The organism is Micromonospora arida (genome assembly GCF_003857035.1).
GTDB lineage: Bacteria > Actinomycetota > Actinomycetes > Mycobacteriales > Micromonosporaceae > Micromonospora > Micromonospora arida.
On record NZ_QGSY01000164.1, the window covers coordinates 37608 to 54671 of the forward strand.

Here is a 17064-nt window from a genome sequence, read left to right on the forward strand (position 1 = left end):
CCGCGCTCTAGCACCCCCTTCCCGAGCTCCTCTCCCACCGGTACGCCCATCGGGCGCGCCGTCGGTGGCGCACGTCCGTGCGCGCCGAGACATCACCCTTCGGAGACACCAGTGCGATTCCTTCCTGCCCTGACCCGCGCCGCCGCCCTGGGCGCGGCCACGATCCTGGCCGCCACCGCCCTCACCGCTTGCGGCGACGACAGCTCGTCCGACGCCACCGCCAACCCGTACGGCCTGGCCCGGTCGGGCGTGCTGCGCGCCGGAACGCTGACCGACGCCCCGCCGAACGTGTACCTCAAGGACGGCAAGTTCACCGGCTTCGACAACGACCTGCTGACCGCCGTGGCCGGGAAGCTCGGTCTCACTGTCGAGTTCGTCGGCACCGACTTCTCCGCGCTGCTCAGCCAGGTCAACAACCGCAAGTTCGACGTGGGCAGCTCCTCGATCACCATCACCGAGGCCCGCAGGAAGACCGTCGACTTCGGCAACGGCTACGACTTCGGCTACTTCGGCCTGGACGTCCCGACCGGCTCGCCGATCACCGGCTTCGACCAACTCGCCGGCAAGCGGGTCGTGGTGGTGCAGGGCACCGTCCAGGACGACTACGCCACCGGCAAGCAGCTCAACCCGGTGCGGGTGCCCGACTACAACGGCGCGCTCAACCAGCTCAAGGCGGGCACCGCCGACGCCTGGATCGCCCCGGCGGAGATCGGCGAGAAGTCGGCCACCGACAGCAACGGCAAGATCACCGTGGCGGCCAAGCAGCTCAGCCCGGCACCTACCGCGTACGCCGTCGCCAAGGGCAACGACAAGCTGCGCGAGGCGCTGAACAAGGCCCTCGACGAGGTCATCGCCGACGGCACCTGGACCCGGTTGCAGGCGCAGTACTACCCGGGCCGACCGATCCCGGCGGACTTCACGCCGGGCAGCGGCACGGTGAAGGCCCCGTCCGCGTCGGCCGTGCCGTCGGCGTCCGCTACAGCCGTGCCGTCGGCGTCCGCGTCGACCGCGTCCTGAGCCGGTGACGAACGAGCAGGGCGGTAGGAGGAGCGACCGATGGATCCGTTGAGCACCCTGTGGGAGACCTTCTTCGACTGGGACGCGATGCGCGAGGCGCTGCCCGAGATGCTGACCGTCGGGTTGCCCAACACGCTGATCCTGGCGGTCTCCGCCGCCCTGCTCGGCTCGGTGCTGGGCCTGCTGCTGGCCGTCGCCGGGATCTCCCGCAGCCGCTGGTTGCGCTGGCCGGCGCGGGTCTACACCGACGTGTTCCGGGGGCTGCCGGCCGCGGCGACGATCCTGCTGATCGGCGTCGGACTGGCTCCGCTGGGCATGCAGGTCTGGGGCCCGGATCCCTACCCGTTGGGCATCCTGGCGCTGTCGCTCATCGCCGCCGCGTACATCGGAGAGATCTTCCGCTCGGGCATCCAGTCGGTGGAGGCCGCCCAGTTGGAGGGCGCCCGGGCGCTCGGCTTCTCCTGGGCCGACGCGATGCGGCTGGTGATCATCCCGCAGGGCATCCGGCGGGTGCTGCCGGCCTGGGTGAACCAGCTCATCGCGCTGATCAAGGACTCCAGCCTGGTCTACTTCCTCGGCCTGGTGGCCAGCCAGCGGGAGCTGTTCCGGATCGGGCAGGACTACGCGGCCACCACCGGCAACGAGTCGGCGCTGCTGCTGGCGGGGCTCTGCTACCTGGCGTTGACAGTCCCGCTGACGCACGTCGTCAACTGGATCGACAGGCGGCTGCGCAACGGTCGGCCGGCCACCGCGTCGACCGAAGAGGACGACGACGACACCGCGTCGTACGCCGCGACGGAAGGAGATCGGCGATGACCAGCGCCACCACCACCTCGGTCAGCCTCGACGTACGCGACGTGCACCTCGCCTTCGGACCGAACCGGGTGCTGCGCGGTGTCGACCTCTCGGTGCCGCGCGGCGCGACGGCCTGTGTCATCGGCCCGTCCGGGTCGGGCAAGTCCACATTGCTGCGCACCATCAACCGGCTGATCGAACCGGACCGGGGCGACGTGCTGCTGGACGGGCGCAGCGTGCTGGGCGACGACCCGGACGCGCTGCGGCAGCGGGTGGGCATGGTGTTCCAGCAGTTCAACCTCTTTCCGCACATGAGCGTGCTGCGCAACGTCACGCTGGCACTGCGCCGGCTCCGCAAGCTTGATGCCGACGAGGCGGAAACTGTCGCCCGGGCCCAGTTGGAGCTGGTGGGGCTGGCCGGCAAGGCGAATTCCCGACCGGCGCAGCTCTCCGGCGGTCAGCAGCAGCGGGTGGCGATCGCCCGCGCGCTGGCGCTGCGGCCCGAGGTGATGCTCTTCGACGAGGCCACCTCGGCGCTCGACCCGGAGCTGGTCAAGGGCGTCCTCGGGGTGATGGCCGACCTGTCCGCCGCCGGCATGACCATGGTGGTGGTGACCCACGAGATGGGCTTCGCGCGGCAGGTCGCCGACACCGTCGCCTTCATGGACCGGGGTGTGGTGCTGGAGGCCGGCCCGCCCGAGGCCATCTTCGAGCGGGCCGAGCATCCGCGACTGCGCCGGTTCCTCGACCAGGTGCTCTGAGCCGCGCCGGTCGGACCGACGCGACGATCACTCGTTGGGTCCGCGCCCCAGCAGCCGGATCTCCTCGTTGTCCAACGCGGCCTGGAGCTCCTGCAGCACCAGGTCGTCGATCTCCCGGCTGTCGCGCAGGCGGGTCACCTCTCGGCGTTTGTGGGCCAGGACGCGAAGGCGCAGCTGCCGCTCCAGGCGGCGTTCCTCGGCGGTGCTCCCGCCGCTCTCGTTGAGGTCCTCCAGATGCCGCTGGTACTCGGCCTCCAGCCGGCGCACCGAGTCATCCTGGGCACCGACCTCGGCGGCGACCTGGGGAAGCGCGGCCAGGCCCGCCTCGGTGGCCCGCCGCCGGGCATGCCGCGCCTCGTCCACGCGTTCCGGGTCGCCGCTCAGCCGGGCCCAGCGCACGACCAACGGCAGGGTGGTGCCCTGCAAGAGCATGATCAGCACGATGACCAGTGCGGTAACGAAGATGATCAGATCGCGTTCGACCACCGGTCGACCACCCGCCGTCATCGTCGGCACGGCCAGGGCGGCGGCGAGCGACACCGCGCCCCGGAAACCGGACCAGCCCGCGACGGTCCCCACCCGCCAACTCGACGGCCCCTGGCTCGGGTCCATGATGCGACGCCGCCGCAGCCTCGCGGTCTGCGAGGTCAGGTAGACGAAGAGCAGCCTGGTACCGATCACGACCAGGGTCACCACCACCACGATCAGCAGAGCCCGCCCGGTCGATGTGCTGGTGATGCCCCGCACCGCGCGGGGAATCTGCGTGCCGAGCAGCACGAACAATCCGCCGTTGATCAGGAAGGTGGTCAGGTCCCAGAACGCATACGCCAGCACCCGGGACCGGGCCCGGATCACCCGAGGGCCGGCGTAGGCCAGCACCAGGCCGGCAACCACCACCGCCAGTACGCCACTCGCGTGCACCGAGTCGGCGAGCAGGAAGGCGCCGAACGGTGTCAGGACGCTCAACGCGCCCTCGCGCAGCGGATCGTCGAGCCGCTTGCGGATCAGCACCACGGCCGCCCCCACCAGCAGACCGGCGACCACGCCGCCGACACTGGCGCCGACGAACTCCTCGCCGATGCCCAGCACGCCCGGCTCGGCGCTCTGGCTGAGCAGACCCACCGCCACCGCGAAGATCACCAGCGCGGTGCCGTCGTTGATCAGGCTCTCCGCGTGCAGGGTGGTGAGCAGCTTCCGGGGCAGCCGCTTGGCCAGACCGGTGACCGCGGCGGCGTCCGTCGGCGCGAGGACCGCGCCGAGCACCCAGGCGGCCGCAGGGTTCACCCCGAACGCCTGCGCGGCGAACGACACGGTGACCATGGTGAGCACCACCAGCACCACGGCGAGCAGCCCGATCACCGGCAGGTTGGCCCGGATCTCCCGCAGGCTGATGGTGAGGCTCTCCCGGTACAGGATCGCCGGCAGGAAGATCAGCAGGACCAGGTCGGGTTCCAGGGTGACCTCGGACAGCGGCGGCGTGAGCCCGAGCAGCACGCCCAACGCGATGAGCAGGACCGGCGGGGCGACCCGGTACCGGCCGCCGAGGGTGGTGCCGACGAGGACGGTGATGCCGAGCGCCACGATCAGGATGAGCGCCTCCACGCGTACACCCCCCTCGGACCATGCCGACGGTGGACGCGCCGGTGGTTCCATCTGACCCCACCGGCCGGTGGGTTCCAGCGGAAACCGGCAAGTCGCGGTGCCCGCGGGCGAGGGTCAGGCGGTGGCGCGGGCGCGCGCTGTCACCGCACGGGCCCTACGACGGTGTTCGGCCGCCTCCTCGGGCCGGCCCAGCGCGGTGGCCAGGTCGGCGAGGTGCCCGGCAACCGGGCCGACGGTGAGCACCCCGCTGCCGGCGGCCAGCTCGGCGGCGGCCGGCAGCAGCTCGGCGTGGACCCGGGCCATCGTGGCCCGGTCGTCGAGGGCGCGCGCCGCCCGACCGACGAGGCAGAGCCGTACCTCACGCAGCAGATCGTGCGGCCCCTCGGGAAGCGCCCGCAGGGCGGCCGCGGCGGCGTCCCGGTCGCCGGCGGCGAGCAGCAGCAACGGCCGGACCCACGGTTCGTACGGACCCCAGTCCAGGTCCGCCCAGTCGTCCGCGCCAAGCCCGAGGGTCGGCGGGTCGGCCCCGCCGGGCCCGGTGGTCGGCCGGTCGGCACCGACGGTGTCGGCCAGCCGCAGGCCGAGTAGGGCCAGTGGGAGCAGCCCCTGGGTCAGCCCCGGCATGCCGTCGGCGCTCACGCCCTCGGCCGCCGAGCGGTACGCCTGCGCCGCCGCGTCCGACTCGCCGTCGAGTGCCAGGCGCAGTGCGGCGTACCACCGGGTGAAGACACCGACCAACGGCAGCTCGTACCGTTCGGCGAGACGGTCGGCGGCGCGGGCGTGCCCGTCGGCGGCGGGCCGGTCGGCCAGCGCACAGTTGGCCTGGACCAGGACGAGGTGGCCCAGCACCTCGAAGGTCACCAGGTGGTGCCGTGCGGCCAGCTCGACCAGTTCCACGCCGATCCGGGCCCGCGCGTCGGCCAGACCGACGCGGTGGAAGGCGTGCATGAAACGGGCGTTGAGCGCGAAGGCCAACAGCCCGGGATCGCCGATGTCGCGAGCGATCGTCTCGGCCTCGACGGCAGCGCGGCGGCCACGATCGGTGGTGGTGCCGCGCAGCTCCAGCGCGAGGGTGCTCAGCAGCCGGCTGCGCTGCGTCGAGCCGATCGGGCCGAGCGGGGTCAGGGCGTGTTCGGCGGCCCGGACGATGTGCCCGGAGAGCAGGTCGTCGTCGTTGCGCGTCCAACTGGCGGGCACGTCGAAGCCCGCCAGCGCCTCCTGGATCAGCAGGGGGTCGCCGGTGGATTCGGCGACGGTGATCGCCTCGGCACGCCGTAGCCGCGCCTCGGCCAGCCGGCCCGTCACGGCCAGCGCCCGCCCCAGGCCGAGCAGCGCGGTCACCCGCCCACGCGGCTCGACCCCGCCAGCGCGGTCGTACGCGTCGATCGCCTGGCCCCACAGGCGGGCCGCCTCGTGGGGGTTGCCGCCCCGTTCGGCCCGCTCGGCCGCCACCTGGGCGTACGTCGACGCCTCGGCGGCGTGGACCGGCCCGCCGGCGCGCAGCAGGTGGTACGCGAGGGCCGCCGGCTCGACGGGTTCCCGCTGTCGCAGCACGTCGGCGACGGCCGCGTGCCAGGCGGCGCGGCGCGGCGCGGACAGGTCGGCGTAGAGGGTGTCGCGGACCAGGATGTGGGTGAAGCGCAGCCGCCCGTCGGACTCCCGTTCGGTGAGGAACCCGGCCGCCAGGGCACGGTCCACGGCGTCCAGCGCTGTCGTCCGGTCACCGGCCAACACGCCCAGCACGTCCGGGTCGAGGTCCCGGCCGAGCACGGCCGCCTGCCGCAGCACGGTACGGGTCGAGGCCGGCAGCTGCGCCAACCGGTGCCGGATCACGTCGCGTACCCCGGGCGGCACGGCGGCCAACCCCGCCTGCCCCGTGCTCGCGTACAGCTGGGCCAGTTCGCGGACGAAGAACGGGTTACCGCCGCTGCGCTGGTGAATCGAGCGGGCGGTGGCCTGGTCCAGTTCCGCTCCGACGATGGCGCCGGCCAGCTCGCCGGTCGCCGGCGCGGGCAGGCCGGCAAGATACTCCCGGACCGGCTCCAGCCCGGCCGCGCGGGCCAGGGTGGCGGTCAACTCCGGGCTGATCTCGGTGGCCCGGTAGGTGCCGAGGATCAGCACCGGCCCGCCGGCCGGCTGCGGGCCGGTGAGCAGTGCGGTCAGCAGGTCCAGGGTGTCGCCGTCGGCGCGGTGCAGGTCGTCGAGGACCAGCAGGACCGGCTCCCGGTCGGCGACCGCCGAGATCAGCGAGGCCACCGCGCGGTGTCGATGGAATCGCACGGTGGCGGGGTCAGCCGAAGCCTCAGCCGAGCCGTCTTCCGGGTCAACGGCGACGGCGACGGGGGCGCCGACGGCGGCGGCCGGCCCAGCGAGCGCGTCGGTGATCTGGGTCCACGGCCATGCTGGCGGAGCGCCCTCGTACTCCGGGCTGCGTCCCCACGCGGTGGTCCAGCCCTCGGCGGCGAGTCGCCGGGTCAGGGCCTCGGCCAGTGCCGTCTTGCCGGCGCCCGGGTCGCCGCTGAGCAGGGCGAGCGTGGGCTGGCGGCGGCGGGACGCGGCCTCGGCGGCGCGCCGCAGCCGTTCCAGCTCCGCGTCGCGGCCGACGAACGGGCGCTGCTCCGCCTGGACGGGTCGAGCGGGTTCCCCGAGGTCGGGGGTGACGGCCCGGTCGAGGGCCGGGGCGAGGTGCGGCGCCTGGGCCAGGATGTCGGCTTCCAGCCGTCGCAGCTCGGGCCCCGGGTCCACGCCCAGCTCGGTCACCAGGACGTGGCGGGCCTCCCGCAGCGCGGCCAGCGCGTCGCCCTGCCGGCCGGCGCGGTACCGGGCAGTCGCGAGCAGCCGCCAGGCGTCCTCGCGCAGCGGATGGCTGGCCAGGTGTGCCGGTAGGTCCGCGGCGGCGTCGTCCGGTCGGCCCACCGCCAGGAGCGCCTCGGCCCGCCGCTCGACGGCGAGCATGCGCAGCTCGTCCAGCCGGTTGATCTCCGCGACCGCCCAGGACTCGTTGGCGCAGTCGGCGTACGCGGGCCCGCGCCAGAGCCCGAGTGCCGACTCCAGTGCGGCCAGGGCCGGTGCGGGACGCCCGGCCGCCAGCAGCCGGCCCGCCTCGCCGACGGCCGCCTCGAACTGTCCGGCGTCGACCGCGTCCGGGGCGGCCTTCAGGGCGTACCCGGGCGGCTCGGTGACCAGGATCCGGGGCGGCTGCCGGGGTGGTCTGTCGGGCTCAAGGGCCCGGCGCAGGTCGGCGACGAAGGTCCGGATCGCGCCCACCGCGCCGTCCGGTGCGACCTCCCACAGGTCGTCGACGAGACGGTCCACCGGCACCACCCGACCGTGGGCGATCAACAGCCGGCCCAGCACCAGGCGCTGCCGGTGTCCCCGCAGGGGGACCGGGCCGCGCTCGGTCGCGGCGATCACCGGCCCGAGTACGCCGAAGGTCACCGCGACGGGCGCCGTCAGCTGCCTGGTCATGGCACCAATCTAGGCCCGTGGCCCGGCCGGCACTGATCCGACACTGACCGGCTGCTGATCACCGCCGGGCAGGCTCGGTGAGGTACGACGGCGACGGGCCACCGCCCTCGCCGGCACTGCTCACCAGGAAGGTTCCCCGTGGACCCGAAGATCAACGGATTCGACTACCGACGCGTCACCGTCGCCGACGGGGTGACGCTCAACGCCGCCGTGGGCGGTTCCGGGCCGGCGATCGTGCTGTTGCACGGCTTTCCGCAGACCCACCTCATGTGGCGGCACGTCGCCGCCGATCTGGCCGCCGACCACACGGTCATCTGCCCCGACCTGCGTGGCTACGGCGACAGCGACAAGCCCGTCGACACCGACGGCGCCGGGTACGCCAAGCGCACCATGGCCGCCGACATCGTGGCGCTGGCCGGCGCGCTCGGTCACGATCGGTTCGCGTTGGCCGGGCACGACCGGGGCGCCCTGGTCGCGTTCCGCGCCGGTCTCGACCATCCGACGGCGGTCAGTCAACTGGCCCTGCTCGACGTGCTACCCACCCTGGACATGTGGGATGTGCTGCACGGCGCCAGCGCCGCTGTGGCGTTTCACCTGTACCTGATGGCGCAGCCGCCCGGCCTGCCCGAGGAGCTGATCGCCGGCAGCCCGGACGCCTTCTTCGGTCACTTCCTGGACGTCTGGACCCGTGATCCGGAGGCCCTGCCGGCGGAGGTGCGGGCCGCGTACCTGCGCGCGTCCCGCGACGCCGTTCCCTCGATCGTCGCCGACTATCGGGCGTCCGCCGGGATCGACGTGGCCCACGATGCCGCCGACCGGGCGGCCGGCAACCAGCTGCGGATGCCGGTGACGGTGCTCCAGCAGGACTGGGGCGCGGCGCTGGGCTACGACGCGGCGGCGGTGTGGCGGGCCTGGGCGCCGGACCTGGACCACCAGACGGTCACCTGCGGGCACTTCATGGCGGAGGAGGCCCCGGCCGAGGTGCTCCGGGCGCTGCGCGCCCTGCTCGACCGTTGATCGATCGGCGACCCGGCCACCTCTGTCACCCTGGGCAAGATATCCGACACTAGCTGTCACCGGGTGGTCGTACGGCCGGGTCGCCGCGCCACAACGGTCCCACAGCCCACAAACCAGCCATCAATGGGCCTTGACCTGCGGTAATGCGATGCTGCGCGAGGTGGACGGCAAGCCGTCATCGGTGATAAACAGGCAGATACCGGCAGCCAACGACGCCGAGTCGCTCCCTTTCTCGCCCAACGACCGTCCACAGGCAACGCACCCCTGGGCTTCGCCGCACGGACCGCCGCTCGACAGTCGCGACCCACCGAACGGCACTGGTCCACCGGGCGCTGCCGGACGCCGGTCCTCGACCAAGGAGTTGCCGTGGGAAACCTACGAATCCGGTCCCGCCACCAGCCGTACGAGATCGCTGTCCTGGCCGCAGCGCCGCTCTGCGGCATTCTGATGATGACTCTGAATGTCCGGCCGACGTCCGTTCAGACGTCGATGCCGGAGCCCATCCAGGTCGCCTGGGAACTGGGTCTGATCGTGGTGGGCGTGGGTGGACTGCTGGGCATCCTGTGGCCCGGCCGGCTCTCCACCGGGCTCGGCCTCGAACTCGCGTCGGTGCTGGTGCTCGGCACGATCACCGGCATGTACGCGGTAGCCGTGTTGGTCATGTCGGGCCGAAGCTCCATCGTCGCGACGTCGTTCGTGATGGCGGTGACGGTCGGGTCGCTCTGGCGGGCCGCGCAGATCGCCATCGACCTTCGTCGCCTGGCCCGAGCGTGCGAATTTGTGACATACGAACAGTTGCAGGCAGGTGTTACGTGATCACCGCACCCGCACCGGCTGCACCGCACTGGGTGCAGGTGGCGCTCAGCGTGCTCGGCATCCTCGGCGGAGGCACCGGCCTCGCCGCTATTGCCACCGTCATAGTGCAGCGGGGCAAGTTCAAGGCCGATGCCGCCGACACGCTCACCGAGGCCGCCCTCACGCTCGTGCAGCCGTTGCAGACGCGGATCACCCAACTGGAGGGCGAGGCGTTCAGCGCCCGGTCCGAGTTGGGCACGCTCCGCGAACAGGTCAACCAGTTGCAGTTCGTGGTCCGGGTGCTCACCCGGACACTGGACCGCTGGCGTGCCGCGATCCGCGCCCCCGACGCCACGCTGCGCAAGGTCCGCGCGACGGTGGCGGAGTCGGACCGGATTCCTGAGATGGACCGTTGACCGCGGTGCGGTCCCCGCACCGCCCGCCCCACGATCGGCCGGCTCAGCCGGCACCACGGAGGCGTTCGGCGAGTTCGCGCACCGCAGCCCGGAACTCGGGGTCGGTCTCGCCCGGATGGTGCCCCCGCAGCGGCGGCGCAGAGCGCTCCCCCGGCGCCGGCAGCAGGTCCGGTGGGTCCCGCAACCGCCGATCGACCTGGCCCGACGGATCGAGCGGGTCCGGGGGTGGATCGCCGGGGCGGTGTGCGGCGAAGACCCAGCCGCCGACCGGGTCGGTGTCCCGCCAGAGGTTGAGCCACCGCCACTCGACCCGCTCCCCCACCTCACGCAGCACCTCCTCGTTGAGGTAGGCCGGAAAGAGCCGGGCGTACAGGCGGTCCAGCGGTGACCCGTAGGTGAGCAGCGCGACCCGTTGACGTACGCGCGAGGGCAGCCGCAGCACCGCGAGAGCGAGCAGCGCGGACCCGTGGCTGTGCCCACAGAGCAGAACCCCGGCGTGCCGCTCGGCCAGTTGGCTGATCCGGTCGGCCAGTTCCGGCACCGCGCGGTCGGCGTAGCTCGGCGGGGCGAACGGATGCGCGGCCCGGGGCCAGAAGGTGCCCAGGTCCCACAGGATGCCGACGTGCCGGCGAAACCACGCGGTCCGATAGGCGAACACGCCACCGGTCACCAGCGTGAGCAGCAACGCGGCGAGAAGATAGCTGCCCCCGCTGAGCCCCATCTGGACGGCTTCGCCCGGCAGCCCGAGCAGTTGCCGGGTCAACTCCTCCGGTTCGCGCCCGGTACGCCCCACCAGACTCGTGGTCAGCCCCACCACCGCGAGCGCCGCGTACGTGGCGGCCAGCAGTCCCAGCCACTCGGTGAACCGCGCACGGGCGATGGTCTTCGTCGTCAGCCGTAGCCGGCCGACCGCCTCCGGTGGCACGACCGGGAAGTCACGGGCGGTGATCGCCGCCGCCGCACGCAGCCGGCGCCGCCGCGACACGACGGTCGCCGCCCCGCACAACAGCACCGCCGCGACCACGTGCAGGAAGAAGGCCAGCAGCGTCCAGCGGTACGGCAACGGTGGCCCGCCGTCACCGCGGTAGCCGCCGAGCAACTCCCCCGTCTGGTAGACGAGGCCGGCGGAGAGCGCGCCGGTCAGGCCGACCGCGAGGGCGGCGAGGACCGCCGCGCCCAGGCCACCCGGCAGCGCGGACCGGCCGCCCACCCGACCGCGCTGCCACAGCACCACCACGCTGAGGACCACCAGCAACACCATCTGGCCCAACAGCGCCCAACCCGCGATCCCGCCGTAGCCGGGAAGCCCGACCGCCGACGACCAGCCGCGCCGGTCGCTCCCCACGGTGACGAGGGTCGCCACGCTCAGGACGGCGGACACCGCGCCCGCCGTGCGGGCGGTCCAGGTCGCCGTTCGGGCGGTCGCCGCCCGGTCGATCATCCCCGGAGCGGCGAGCAGACCGACGCAGGTCAGCAACACCGCCGCGCTGAGCGCCAGCAGCAGCGTCGTGGAGAACGTCGCGCCGCTGGCGCGACGGGCCGTGAGCAGCACGACATTGAGTACGGCGAGCGCGGCGGCCACGTGGATCGCGCGCAGCCGGTGCACCAACGGCTCCACGGCCCACAGCGGGTTGTCGGCCGGACCGGACCGACGGGCGCCGAGGAGGCGCAGGACCGCGATGGCGGCGATCGGCAGGAGCGCCAGCACGGCCAGCCGCTGCCCGACGTGCCGGCCGTCGAGCCCGGCCATCGTGTCGAAGGGCGGGCGGCAGCGAGCCGCACCGAGACACCGCCAGGCGAGCAGGTCGAGGGCGACTCCGGCGATGGACACCACGTACAGCACGGTGAGGTTGAGCGCGAGCAGCCGGCACAGCACGCTGACCGCGACGGCGCGGCGGCGGCCGGTGGGGCGCATCCACACGGCCACGTTGCTGAGCATGAACGGCAGCAGGAAAACCATGGCAAGGGTCCGCCCGACGGTGCCCGAGGGCAGGTCACCCCAGCGGTACGCCTCCAGCGTCAGCCCGTCCGGGCCGACGCCGTCCGACCGGGCGGCACGGTGGAAACCCCCGCTGCCGTCGCCGGCGACCTGCCGGACCTGCGGCTGGTCGAGGATGACAGTGGGGTCCGCCCCGGACACGCCGTGCACCCGCAACTCCACCACGTCGTGTCGTCGCGGTTGGTCGCCGTGCTGCGCTCGTCCCTGCGGCATCGGGTCAGCTATCCAGCCAGCCGCTGGTCGGCCGGGTGGCTCTCCCTGGCCTGGCGGATGAACCGCCACAGTCGCGGCATCGCGTCGAAGAGGACGATCAGCAGCAGCACCCCGGCGACGACGGCGCTGGCGACGAGCTGCGGAAGCCCCACGGTGGCCAGCCCGCCCACGATGATGGCCGGCACACCGACCAGGCGTGCCCAGGGCCGGCTGCCGTCGACCATCGCCGCGAGCAGGATCCGGGCGGTCAGGAACAGCGAGGGGCCGATGACGCCCACCGCCAGCTGCCCCGTGTTGTCTTCGCCCGGATCGTCGATCGTCATCTCCATGGCCACCGAGGTGCCCAGCACCCCGGCGATCATGACGAGGTGCAGGTAGCCCGCCAGCAGCGTCAACCGGCTGCCGGGCGGGCCCTCCGCCTCGATTCTGCCGCCCAGCCGCCCGCCGGCGGGCACCAGGTAGAGCCGGGCGAGGGCCACCGCGGTCACGAACGCCAGGGCGAAGGCCACCGTGCTGTCCCGGTCCAGGCCGGACCCGCTGTAGGTGATGCCGGCGATCAAGATCAGCTCACCCAGGGCGATGATGAAGATCTGTTGGTACCGCTCGGAGAGGTGTGTTCCGTTCACCCGAAGTTCCGGCCAGGTGCTGCGTCCCAGCCACGGGAACGGCCAGCGCAGCCATGCCAGTACGTACTCCATGACCAGGGCCAGCGCCCAGAGCACCTCCCGGGCCGGGGCCACGGCCGCCCCCACCACCCAGAGCACGCCGGAGATCGCGAACCAGATCGCCACCCGCAGACTGCGCAGTTGCAGCGGATGCCCCCGCAGGCCGGGGATCAGGATCGCCGCCCGACCCAGGTGGATGGCCACGTAGGCGACGGCGAACACCATGGCGTGTCCGTCGAACACCGTGGGTACGGCCGCGGCCATCAGCAGGCCGCCGAACATCACCCAGAGCAGCAGTGCGACGACCAGCGGGGCCCGCGGGTCGAACCAGTCGGCCGACCAGGCGGTCACGAACCACACCCACCAGAGCGCCGCCAGCATCAGTAGCGCCTGGAAACCACCGTTGAGGCTGGGGTCGTCGAGCAGCGCCCGGGACAACCGGGTCAGCGCGAAGATGAACGCCAGGTCGAAGAAGAGTTCCAGGAACGACGCCTTGCCCAGGTTCTCCCGCCGAAGCAGCAGCTGACCCGGAAGCCTGCCCGCCATCGCCATCCTTCCCCGGCCCGCAGCTGCCACCGCCGCCCCAGTCGTACCACCTGGGCTGCCGGGCCCGGGTCGGTTCCGGCGAGCCGGGCGTCGTCGGTGGCCGCGGTGACGCCGCGCTAGGTGATCAGGTCGGACGCCACGGTCCAGAGCCGCTCGGCGTTGCCCGGGTCGACCGCGTACACGGCCACGCCGCTGTAGTCGGCGGGCCGTTCGGTGACGACCGGGGCCTCGGCGCAGTCCTCGAAATAGCGACCGCCGACCCCGTCCAGCAACGGGGACGCCGCGAGCAGCACTGAGGTAGCGGCGCCCTGTTGCGGGGTCTTGTGCATCTCCTTGGGCGACTTGAGCCCACCGGTGTGCTTCTGCAAGCCGGTGGCGATCGCGCCCGGGTTCAGTGCGTTGGAGTAGATGCCCTCGCCGGACCAGCGGCGCGTCACCTCGACTGCCAGCAGGGCCTCGGCGCTCTTGGACTGCCCGTAGGCCAGCAACGGGTCGTACGGCCGGAACGCGAAGTGCAGGTCGTCGAAGATCACCGGGGAGAAGAGGTTGCCGCTGGAGCTGACCGACACCACCCGGGCGCCGCCGGCCGCGGCGAAGGCGTCGTGCGGGCCGACGGTCAACGCGAAGTGCCCCATGAAGTTGGAGGAGCTGACGGCCGGCAGCGAGCGGTTTCGGCGGTTGTGGGCCCGGCACGACGTCGCGGCCCGTGCGGGCGGCGGGGTGCGGGTGTTCCAGCACCCGGAGCTGGGCGAGTTGGCGCTGCGCTACGAGAAGCTCGCGATCAGCGGCACCACGCAGTCGCTGGTCGTCTATCACGCCGAGCCGGGCAGCCCGTCGGCGCGCTCGCTGGCCCGGCTGGCTCGACAGGCGGCACCACGCTAGGTCGCCGTCCCCGAAGCGGGCCGGCTATCGGTTGGCCGCCCGCTCGGCGACCACCACCGAGATCCCGTCGAGGACGCGTTGCAGACCGAACTCGAACGCGTACTCCGGGCCGTACGCGGCGCCGTGCTGCTGGCCGGCGGCGGTGCCGACCCGGGACGCGGTCGGGTAGGCGCCGGGCTTCAGGAAGGTCTCCAGCCAGGGCGCGTGCGACTGCCACCACTGACCGTCGGTCATGCCGGTCTCGCGCTCCAGGTCAACCACCTCGGAGGCGGCCCGGGCGGCGCTCTTCACGTGACCCAGCACGAGGGTGAGCACCGCGTCGACCTCGACGTCGGTGAGCCCGATGTCGACGATGGCGCTCAGCTCGTAGTCGTACTTGGCCATCAGGTGCGGACCGAGCACCGGTCGGGTCGTCTCGGCCCGCAGCATCCACGGATGTCGCTGGTAGAGCGCCAGATTGTCGCGGGCGATCCGTTCCAGCCTGGTCCGCCAGTCGCCCTCGACGGCGGGGCGCGGCATCTCGCCGTACGCGGTGTCGATCATGACGGCGACGAGTTCGGCCTTGCCCGGCACGTAGGTGTAGACCGACATCGTGCCGACCCCCAGCGCCTCACCGACCCGGCGCATGGTCAGCGCGTCGAGCCCTTCGGCGTCGGCGATGTCGATCGCGACCCGGACGATCCGGTCGACGCTGAGCGCCGGACCGGCGCTGCGGCTGGTCGGCTCCCGGGTGCGCCAGAGAAGGGCCAGGCTGCGGGCCGGGTCCGCGGTCGCCTTACGCTCACTCGCCATAGTCCCGTCATGCTAACCGCAGGTGCCGTACGTCGTACCGGCCGCCGGAGCGGTGGCCCGCGACGACAGCGGTGTGGGAGGGTTCTCGGGGAACCCTCCCACACCGATCGACGGCGCTCAGAGAAGTCGGATGGCGTCCCACTGCCAGGACGCGCTGGCCGGCACGGTCAGGCTGCCGGTGAAGGCCCCGAACCCGCCACCGCTGTTCGCCAGCGCGGTGTGCATGGTGATCGACCCGTCCGCCTGGCAGTACATGGCTGCGAGGTCGGTGCGGCCGTCACCGTTGTGGTCACCGGTGATCGTCTTGAACGAGTTCCACTTCCACGAGTTCGCCGGGAGCTTGTAGCTGCCGGTGAAGGTGCCGAACCCGCCGCTGGCGTTGCCCAGCGAGGTGAACAACTCGATCGACTCGTCGTTGTAGCGGTAGAGCATCCCGGCGTCGTCACGACCGTCACCGTTGAAGTCACCCGTGGTCAGGCGGATCGCGTCCCACTTCCAGGACGCGCTCGCCGGGACGGTCAGGCTGCCGGTGAACGCTGCGAACCCACCGCTGGCGTTGGCCAGGGCGGTGTGCATGGTGATCGACCCGTCCGCCTGGTAGTACATCGCCGCCAGATCAGAACGACCATCACCGTTGTAGTCGCCCGCGATGGTCCGGAACGAGTTCCACTTCCACGAGTTCGCGGGGAGCTTGTAGCTGCCGGTGAACGTGCCGAACCCGCCACTGGTGTTCCCCAGCGACGTGAACAACTCGATCGAGCCATCCCGGTAGCCGTACAACATCGCCGCATCGTCGCGACCGTCACCGTTGAAGTCACCACTGGTCAACCGGATCGCGTCCCACTTCCACGCCGCGCTCGCCGGCACCGTCAGACTCCCGGTGAACGCACCGAACCCGCCACCGCTGTTCGCCAACGCGGTGTGCATCGTGATCGACCCGTCCGCCTGGTAATACATCGCCCCCAGATCCGAACGGCCATCACCGTTGAAATCACCCACGATCGTCCGGAACGAATCCCACTTCCACGAATTCGCCGGCAGCTTGTAACTGCCGAAGTACGCCCCGAACCCACCACTGGCATTGGCCAACGACGTGAACAACTCGATCGAGTCGTCCCTGTAGTGGTAGAGCATCGCGGCGTCGTCGCGCCCGTCACCGTTGAAGTCCCCCGACAGCTGCACCACGTTCGGGTCCGCGACCGGAGTAGGCTCCGGGCTGCCCCCGGCGAGCGCCTGGAGCTGGGTGAGGCTTCCGTTGAACACGTCCTGGTCGCCCGGCAGGGAGCCACTGTCCGAGTACTGCCACAGCGTGAACTGGTTCCAGCCCGCGGGCAGCGGCTTGTACGTCGAGCTGTAGTTGGCGATGAAGAGCGGATTGGCGCCGAACGTCGCGTTGTTGCCGGTGCACGGATTCCACCAGTTGGTGTTCGTGTAGATCATCGTTCGCTGGCCGGTGCGCGCGTAGACCCGGTCCACGAACTGCTTGACCCACGTCGACATCCGGCTCGTGCTCAGCCCGTAGCACGGGGACGGCGCGCCCGAACCCTCCCAGGGCCATTCGATGTCCAGCATCGGGATGAGCGTCTTGCCATCCTGCGAGTACTGAGCGCGATCGAGAAAGTAGTTCGCCTGGCTGGTGCCATCGGACACGTCGGGGCGGGCGTAGTGGTAGGCGCCCGCCAGGATGCCGTTCTGCTTGGCGCCGCGGAAGTTGGCGGTGAAGGAACTGTCCACGAAGGAAAGCCCCTCGGTTGCCTTGGCGTACGAGAACTTGGCTCCACCGCGGGCCACCGCCGCCCAGTCGATGGTGCCCTGGTGGTGTGAGACGTCGATGCCGGTGACCGGATACCCGGGAGGCACGGTTGCGGCAGCGGCGGCTTGAGCCGAGCCGGTCATGGCGGGATGGCCATCAGGGGCGTCATCACCGGCGGCCTGAGCGACTGCCGGCGTGGCGAGTCCGAGCAGCGCGACCACGGCCAGCGCCACGACGACCGCCGACCTCTTCATGCTGAGCATTGCTACACACTCCTTGGATGTTGGGGCACGTCCCTGCGCCAGGCTGAGGCCTGCCTGTCCAGAGGGGAGGTGCGGGAGGG

The 17064-nt window shown here is 72.0% G+C and carries 14 protein-coding genes; 7 read left to right on the plus strand and 7 right to left on the minus strand.

The genetic code is table 11. The features are described 5' to 3' along the window. Positions 1-111 precede the first annotated feature (111 nt). Genes DLJ58_RS13100 through DLJ58_RS13110 form a run of 3 tightly spaced genes read left to right on the plus strand, consistent with a single transcriptional unit; the run spans position 112 to position 2573 of the window. Complete coding sequence (locus DLJ58_RS13100) at positions 112-1017, plus strand: ABC transporter substrate-binding protein (protein WP_124856217.1); 906 nt, start codon at positions 112-114, stop codon at positions 1015-1017. 39 nt (positions 1018-1056) lie between these two features. Beyond that, complete coding sequence (locus DLJ58_RS13105) at positions 1057-1833, plus strand: amino acid ABC transporter permease (RefSeq protein ID WP_124856219.1); 777 nt, start codon at positions 1057-1059, stop codon at positions 1831-1833. Beyond that, positions 1830-2573, plus strand: a complete 744-nt coding sequence (locus DLJ58_RS13110) for an amino acid ABC transporter ATP-binding protein (protein ID WP_124856221.1) — start codon at positions 1830-1832, stop codon at positions 2571-2573. The genes DLJ58_RS13105 and DLJ58_RS13110 overlap by 4 nt, the downstream gene beginning before the upstream one ends. Positions 2574-2600: 27 nt before the next feature. Here DLJ58_RS13110 and DLJ58_RS13115 read toward each other — a convergent pair whose 3' ends face one another. Continuing rightward, positions 2601-4175 (minus strand): Na+/H+ antiporter, encoded by a 1575-nt coding sequence (locus DLJ58_RS13115; RefSeq protein WP_208741066.1) that lies wholly within the window; start codon positions 4173-4175, stop codon positions 2601-2603. A gap of 114 nt (positions 4176-4289) precedes the next feature. Continuing rightward, complete coding sequence (locus DLJ58_RS13120) at positions 4290-7643, minus strand: ATP-binding protein (protein WP_124856223.1); 3354 nt, start codon at positions 7641-7643, stop codon at positions 4290-4292. A gap of 138 nt (positions 7644-7781) precedes the next feature. Here DLJ58_RS13120 and DLJ58_RS13125 point away from each other — a divergent pair, with 138 nt between their 5' ends. The 3 genes from DLJ58_RS13125 to DLJ58_RS13135 all read left to right on the plus strand — a co-directional run bounded on the left by DLJ58_RS13125 (position 7782) and on the right by DLJ58_RS13135 (position 9871). Beyond that, a complete protein-coding gene (locus tag DLJ58_RS13125; RefSeq protein ID WP_124856225.1) occupies positions 7782-8660 on the plus strand; it encodes an alpha/beta fold hydrolase in 879 nt (292 codons plus the stop codon). 366 nt (positions 8661-9026) lie between these two features. After that, positions 9027-9476 (plus strand): hypothetical protein, encoded by a 450-nt coding sequence (locus DLJ58_RS13130; RefSeq protein ID WP_244218924.1) that lies wholly within the window; start codon positions 9027-9029, stop codon positions 9474-9476. Further along, positions 9473-9871: a hypothetical protein gene (locus tag DLJ58_RS13135; RefSeq protein ID WP_124856227.1), complete on the plus strand. Its 399-nt coding sequence runs from the start codon at positions 9473-9475 to the stop codon at positions 9869-9871. Before DLJ58_RS13130 ends, DLJ58_RS13135 begins: the two co-directional genes overlap by 4 nt. A 43-nt stretch (positions 9872-9914) precedes the next feature. Here the strand turns inward: DLJ58_RS13135 and DLJ58_RS13140 are convergent, their stop codons facing one another. From DLJ58_RS13140 to DLJ58_RS13150, 3 genes are all read right to left on the minus strand, one after another. Beyond that, the gene (locus DLJ58_RS13140; RefSeq protein ID WP_124856229.1) at positions 9915-12083 is read right to left on the minus strand and encodes a hypothetical protein; all 2169 of its coding nucleotides are present in this window, start codon (positions 12081-12083) and stop codon (positions 9915-9917) included. Between the two features lie 8 nt (positions 12084-12091). Next, on the minus strand, positions 12092-13294 hold the full coding sequence (locus tag DLJ58_RS13145) for a low temperature requirement protein A (RefSeq protein ID WP_158629582.1): 1203 nt from the start codon (positions 13292-13294) through the stop codon (positions 12092-12094). Between the two features lie 116 nt (positions 13295-13410). After that, positions 13411-13929, minus strand: coding sequence for an SDR family NAD(P)-dependent oxidoreductase (locus tag DLJ58_RS13150; protein WP_208741068.1), 519 nt, complete (start codon positions 13927-13929; stop codon positions 13411-13413). Here DLJ58_RS13150 and DLJ58_RS13155 point away from each other — a divergent pair. After that, entirely contained in the window at positions 13928-14176 is a 249-nt protein-coding gene (locus DLJ58_RS13155; RefSeq protein WP_244218925.1) for an MmyB family transcriptional regulator, read from the plus strand. The genes DLJ58_RS13150 and DLJ58_RS13155 overlap by 2 nt on opposite strands. A 24-nt stretch (positions 14177-14200) precedes the next feature. Here the strand turns inward: DLJ58_RS13155 and DLJ58_RS13160 are convergent, their stop codons facing one another. Both DLJ58_RS13160 and DLJ58_RS13165 read right to left on the minus strand, forming a co-directional pair. Continuing rightward, entirely contained in the window at positions 14201-14968 is a 768-nt protein-coding gene (locus DLJ58_RS13160; protein WP_124856233.1) for a TetR/AcrR family transcriptional regulator, read from the minus strand. A gap of 117 nt (positions 14969-15085) precedes the next feature. After that, complete coding sequence (locus tag DLJ58_RS13165) at positions 15086-16984, minus strand: GH25 family lysozyme (protein ID WP_124856235.1); 1899 nt, start codon at positions 16982-16984, stop codon at positions 15086-15088. Between the last annotated feature and the right edge of the window lie 80 nt (positions 16985-17064).

What these genes read in the sequence shown, in the direction of transcription:
- DLJ58_RS13165 (WP_124856235.1), bottom strand. Translation starts at nt 16,984, where the DNA reads ATGCTCAGCATGAAGAGGTCGGCGGTCGTCGTGGCGCTGGCCGTGGTC.
- DLJ58_RS13110 (WP_124856221.1), top strand. Translation starts at nt 1,830, where the DNA reads ATGACCAGCGCCACCACCACCTCGGTCAGCCTCGACGTACGCGACGTG.
- DLJ58_RS13155 (WP_244218925.1), top strand. Translation starts at nt 13,928, where the DNA reads ATGAAGTTGGAGGAGCTGACGGCCGGCAGCGAGCGGTTTCGGCGGTTG.
- DLJ58_RS13150 (WP_208741068.1), bottom strand. Translation starts at nt 13,929, where the DNA reads ATGGGGCACTTCGCGTTGACCGTCGGCCCGCACGACGCCTTCGCCGCG.
- DLJ58_RS13145 (WP_158629582.1), bottom strand. Translation starts at nt 13,294, where the DNA reads ATGGCGGGCAGGCTTCCGGGTCAGCTGCTGCTTCGGCGGGAGAACCTG.
- DLJ58_RS13120 (WP_124856223.1), bottom strand. Translation starts at nt 7,643, where the DNA reads ATGACCAGGCAGCTGACGGCGCCCGTCGCGGTGACCTTCGGCGTACTC.
- DLJ58_RS13105 (WP_124856219.1), top strand. Translation starts at nt 1,057, where the DNA reads ATGGATCCGTTGAGCACCCTGTGGGAGACCTTCTTCGACTGGGACGCG.
- DLJ58_RS13160 (WP_124856233.1), bottom strand. Translation starts at nt 14,968, where the DNA reads ATGGCGAGTGAGCGTAAGGCGACCGCGGACCCGGCCCGCAGCCTGGCC.
- DLJ58_RS13140 (WP_124856229.1), bottom strand. Translation starts at nt 12,083, where the DNA reads ATGCCGCAGGGACGAGCGCAGCACGGCGACCAACCGCGACGACACGAC.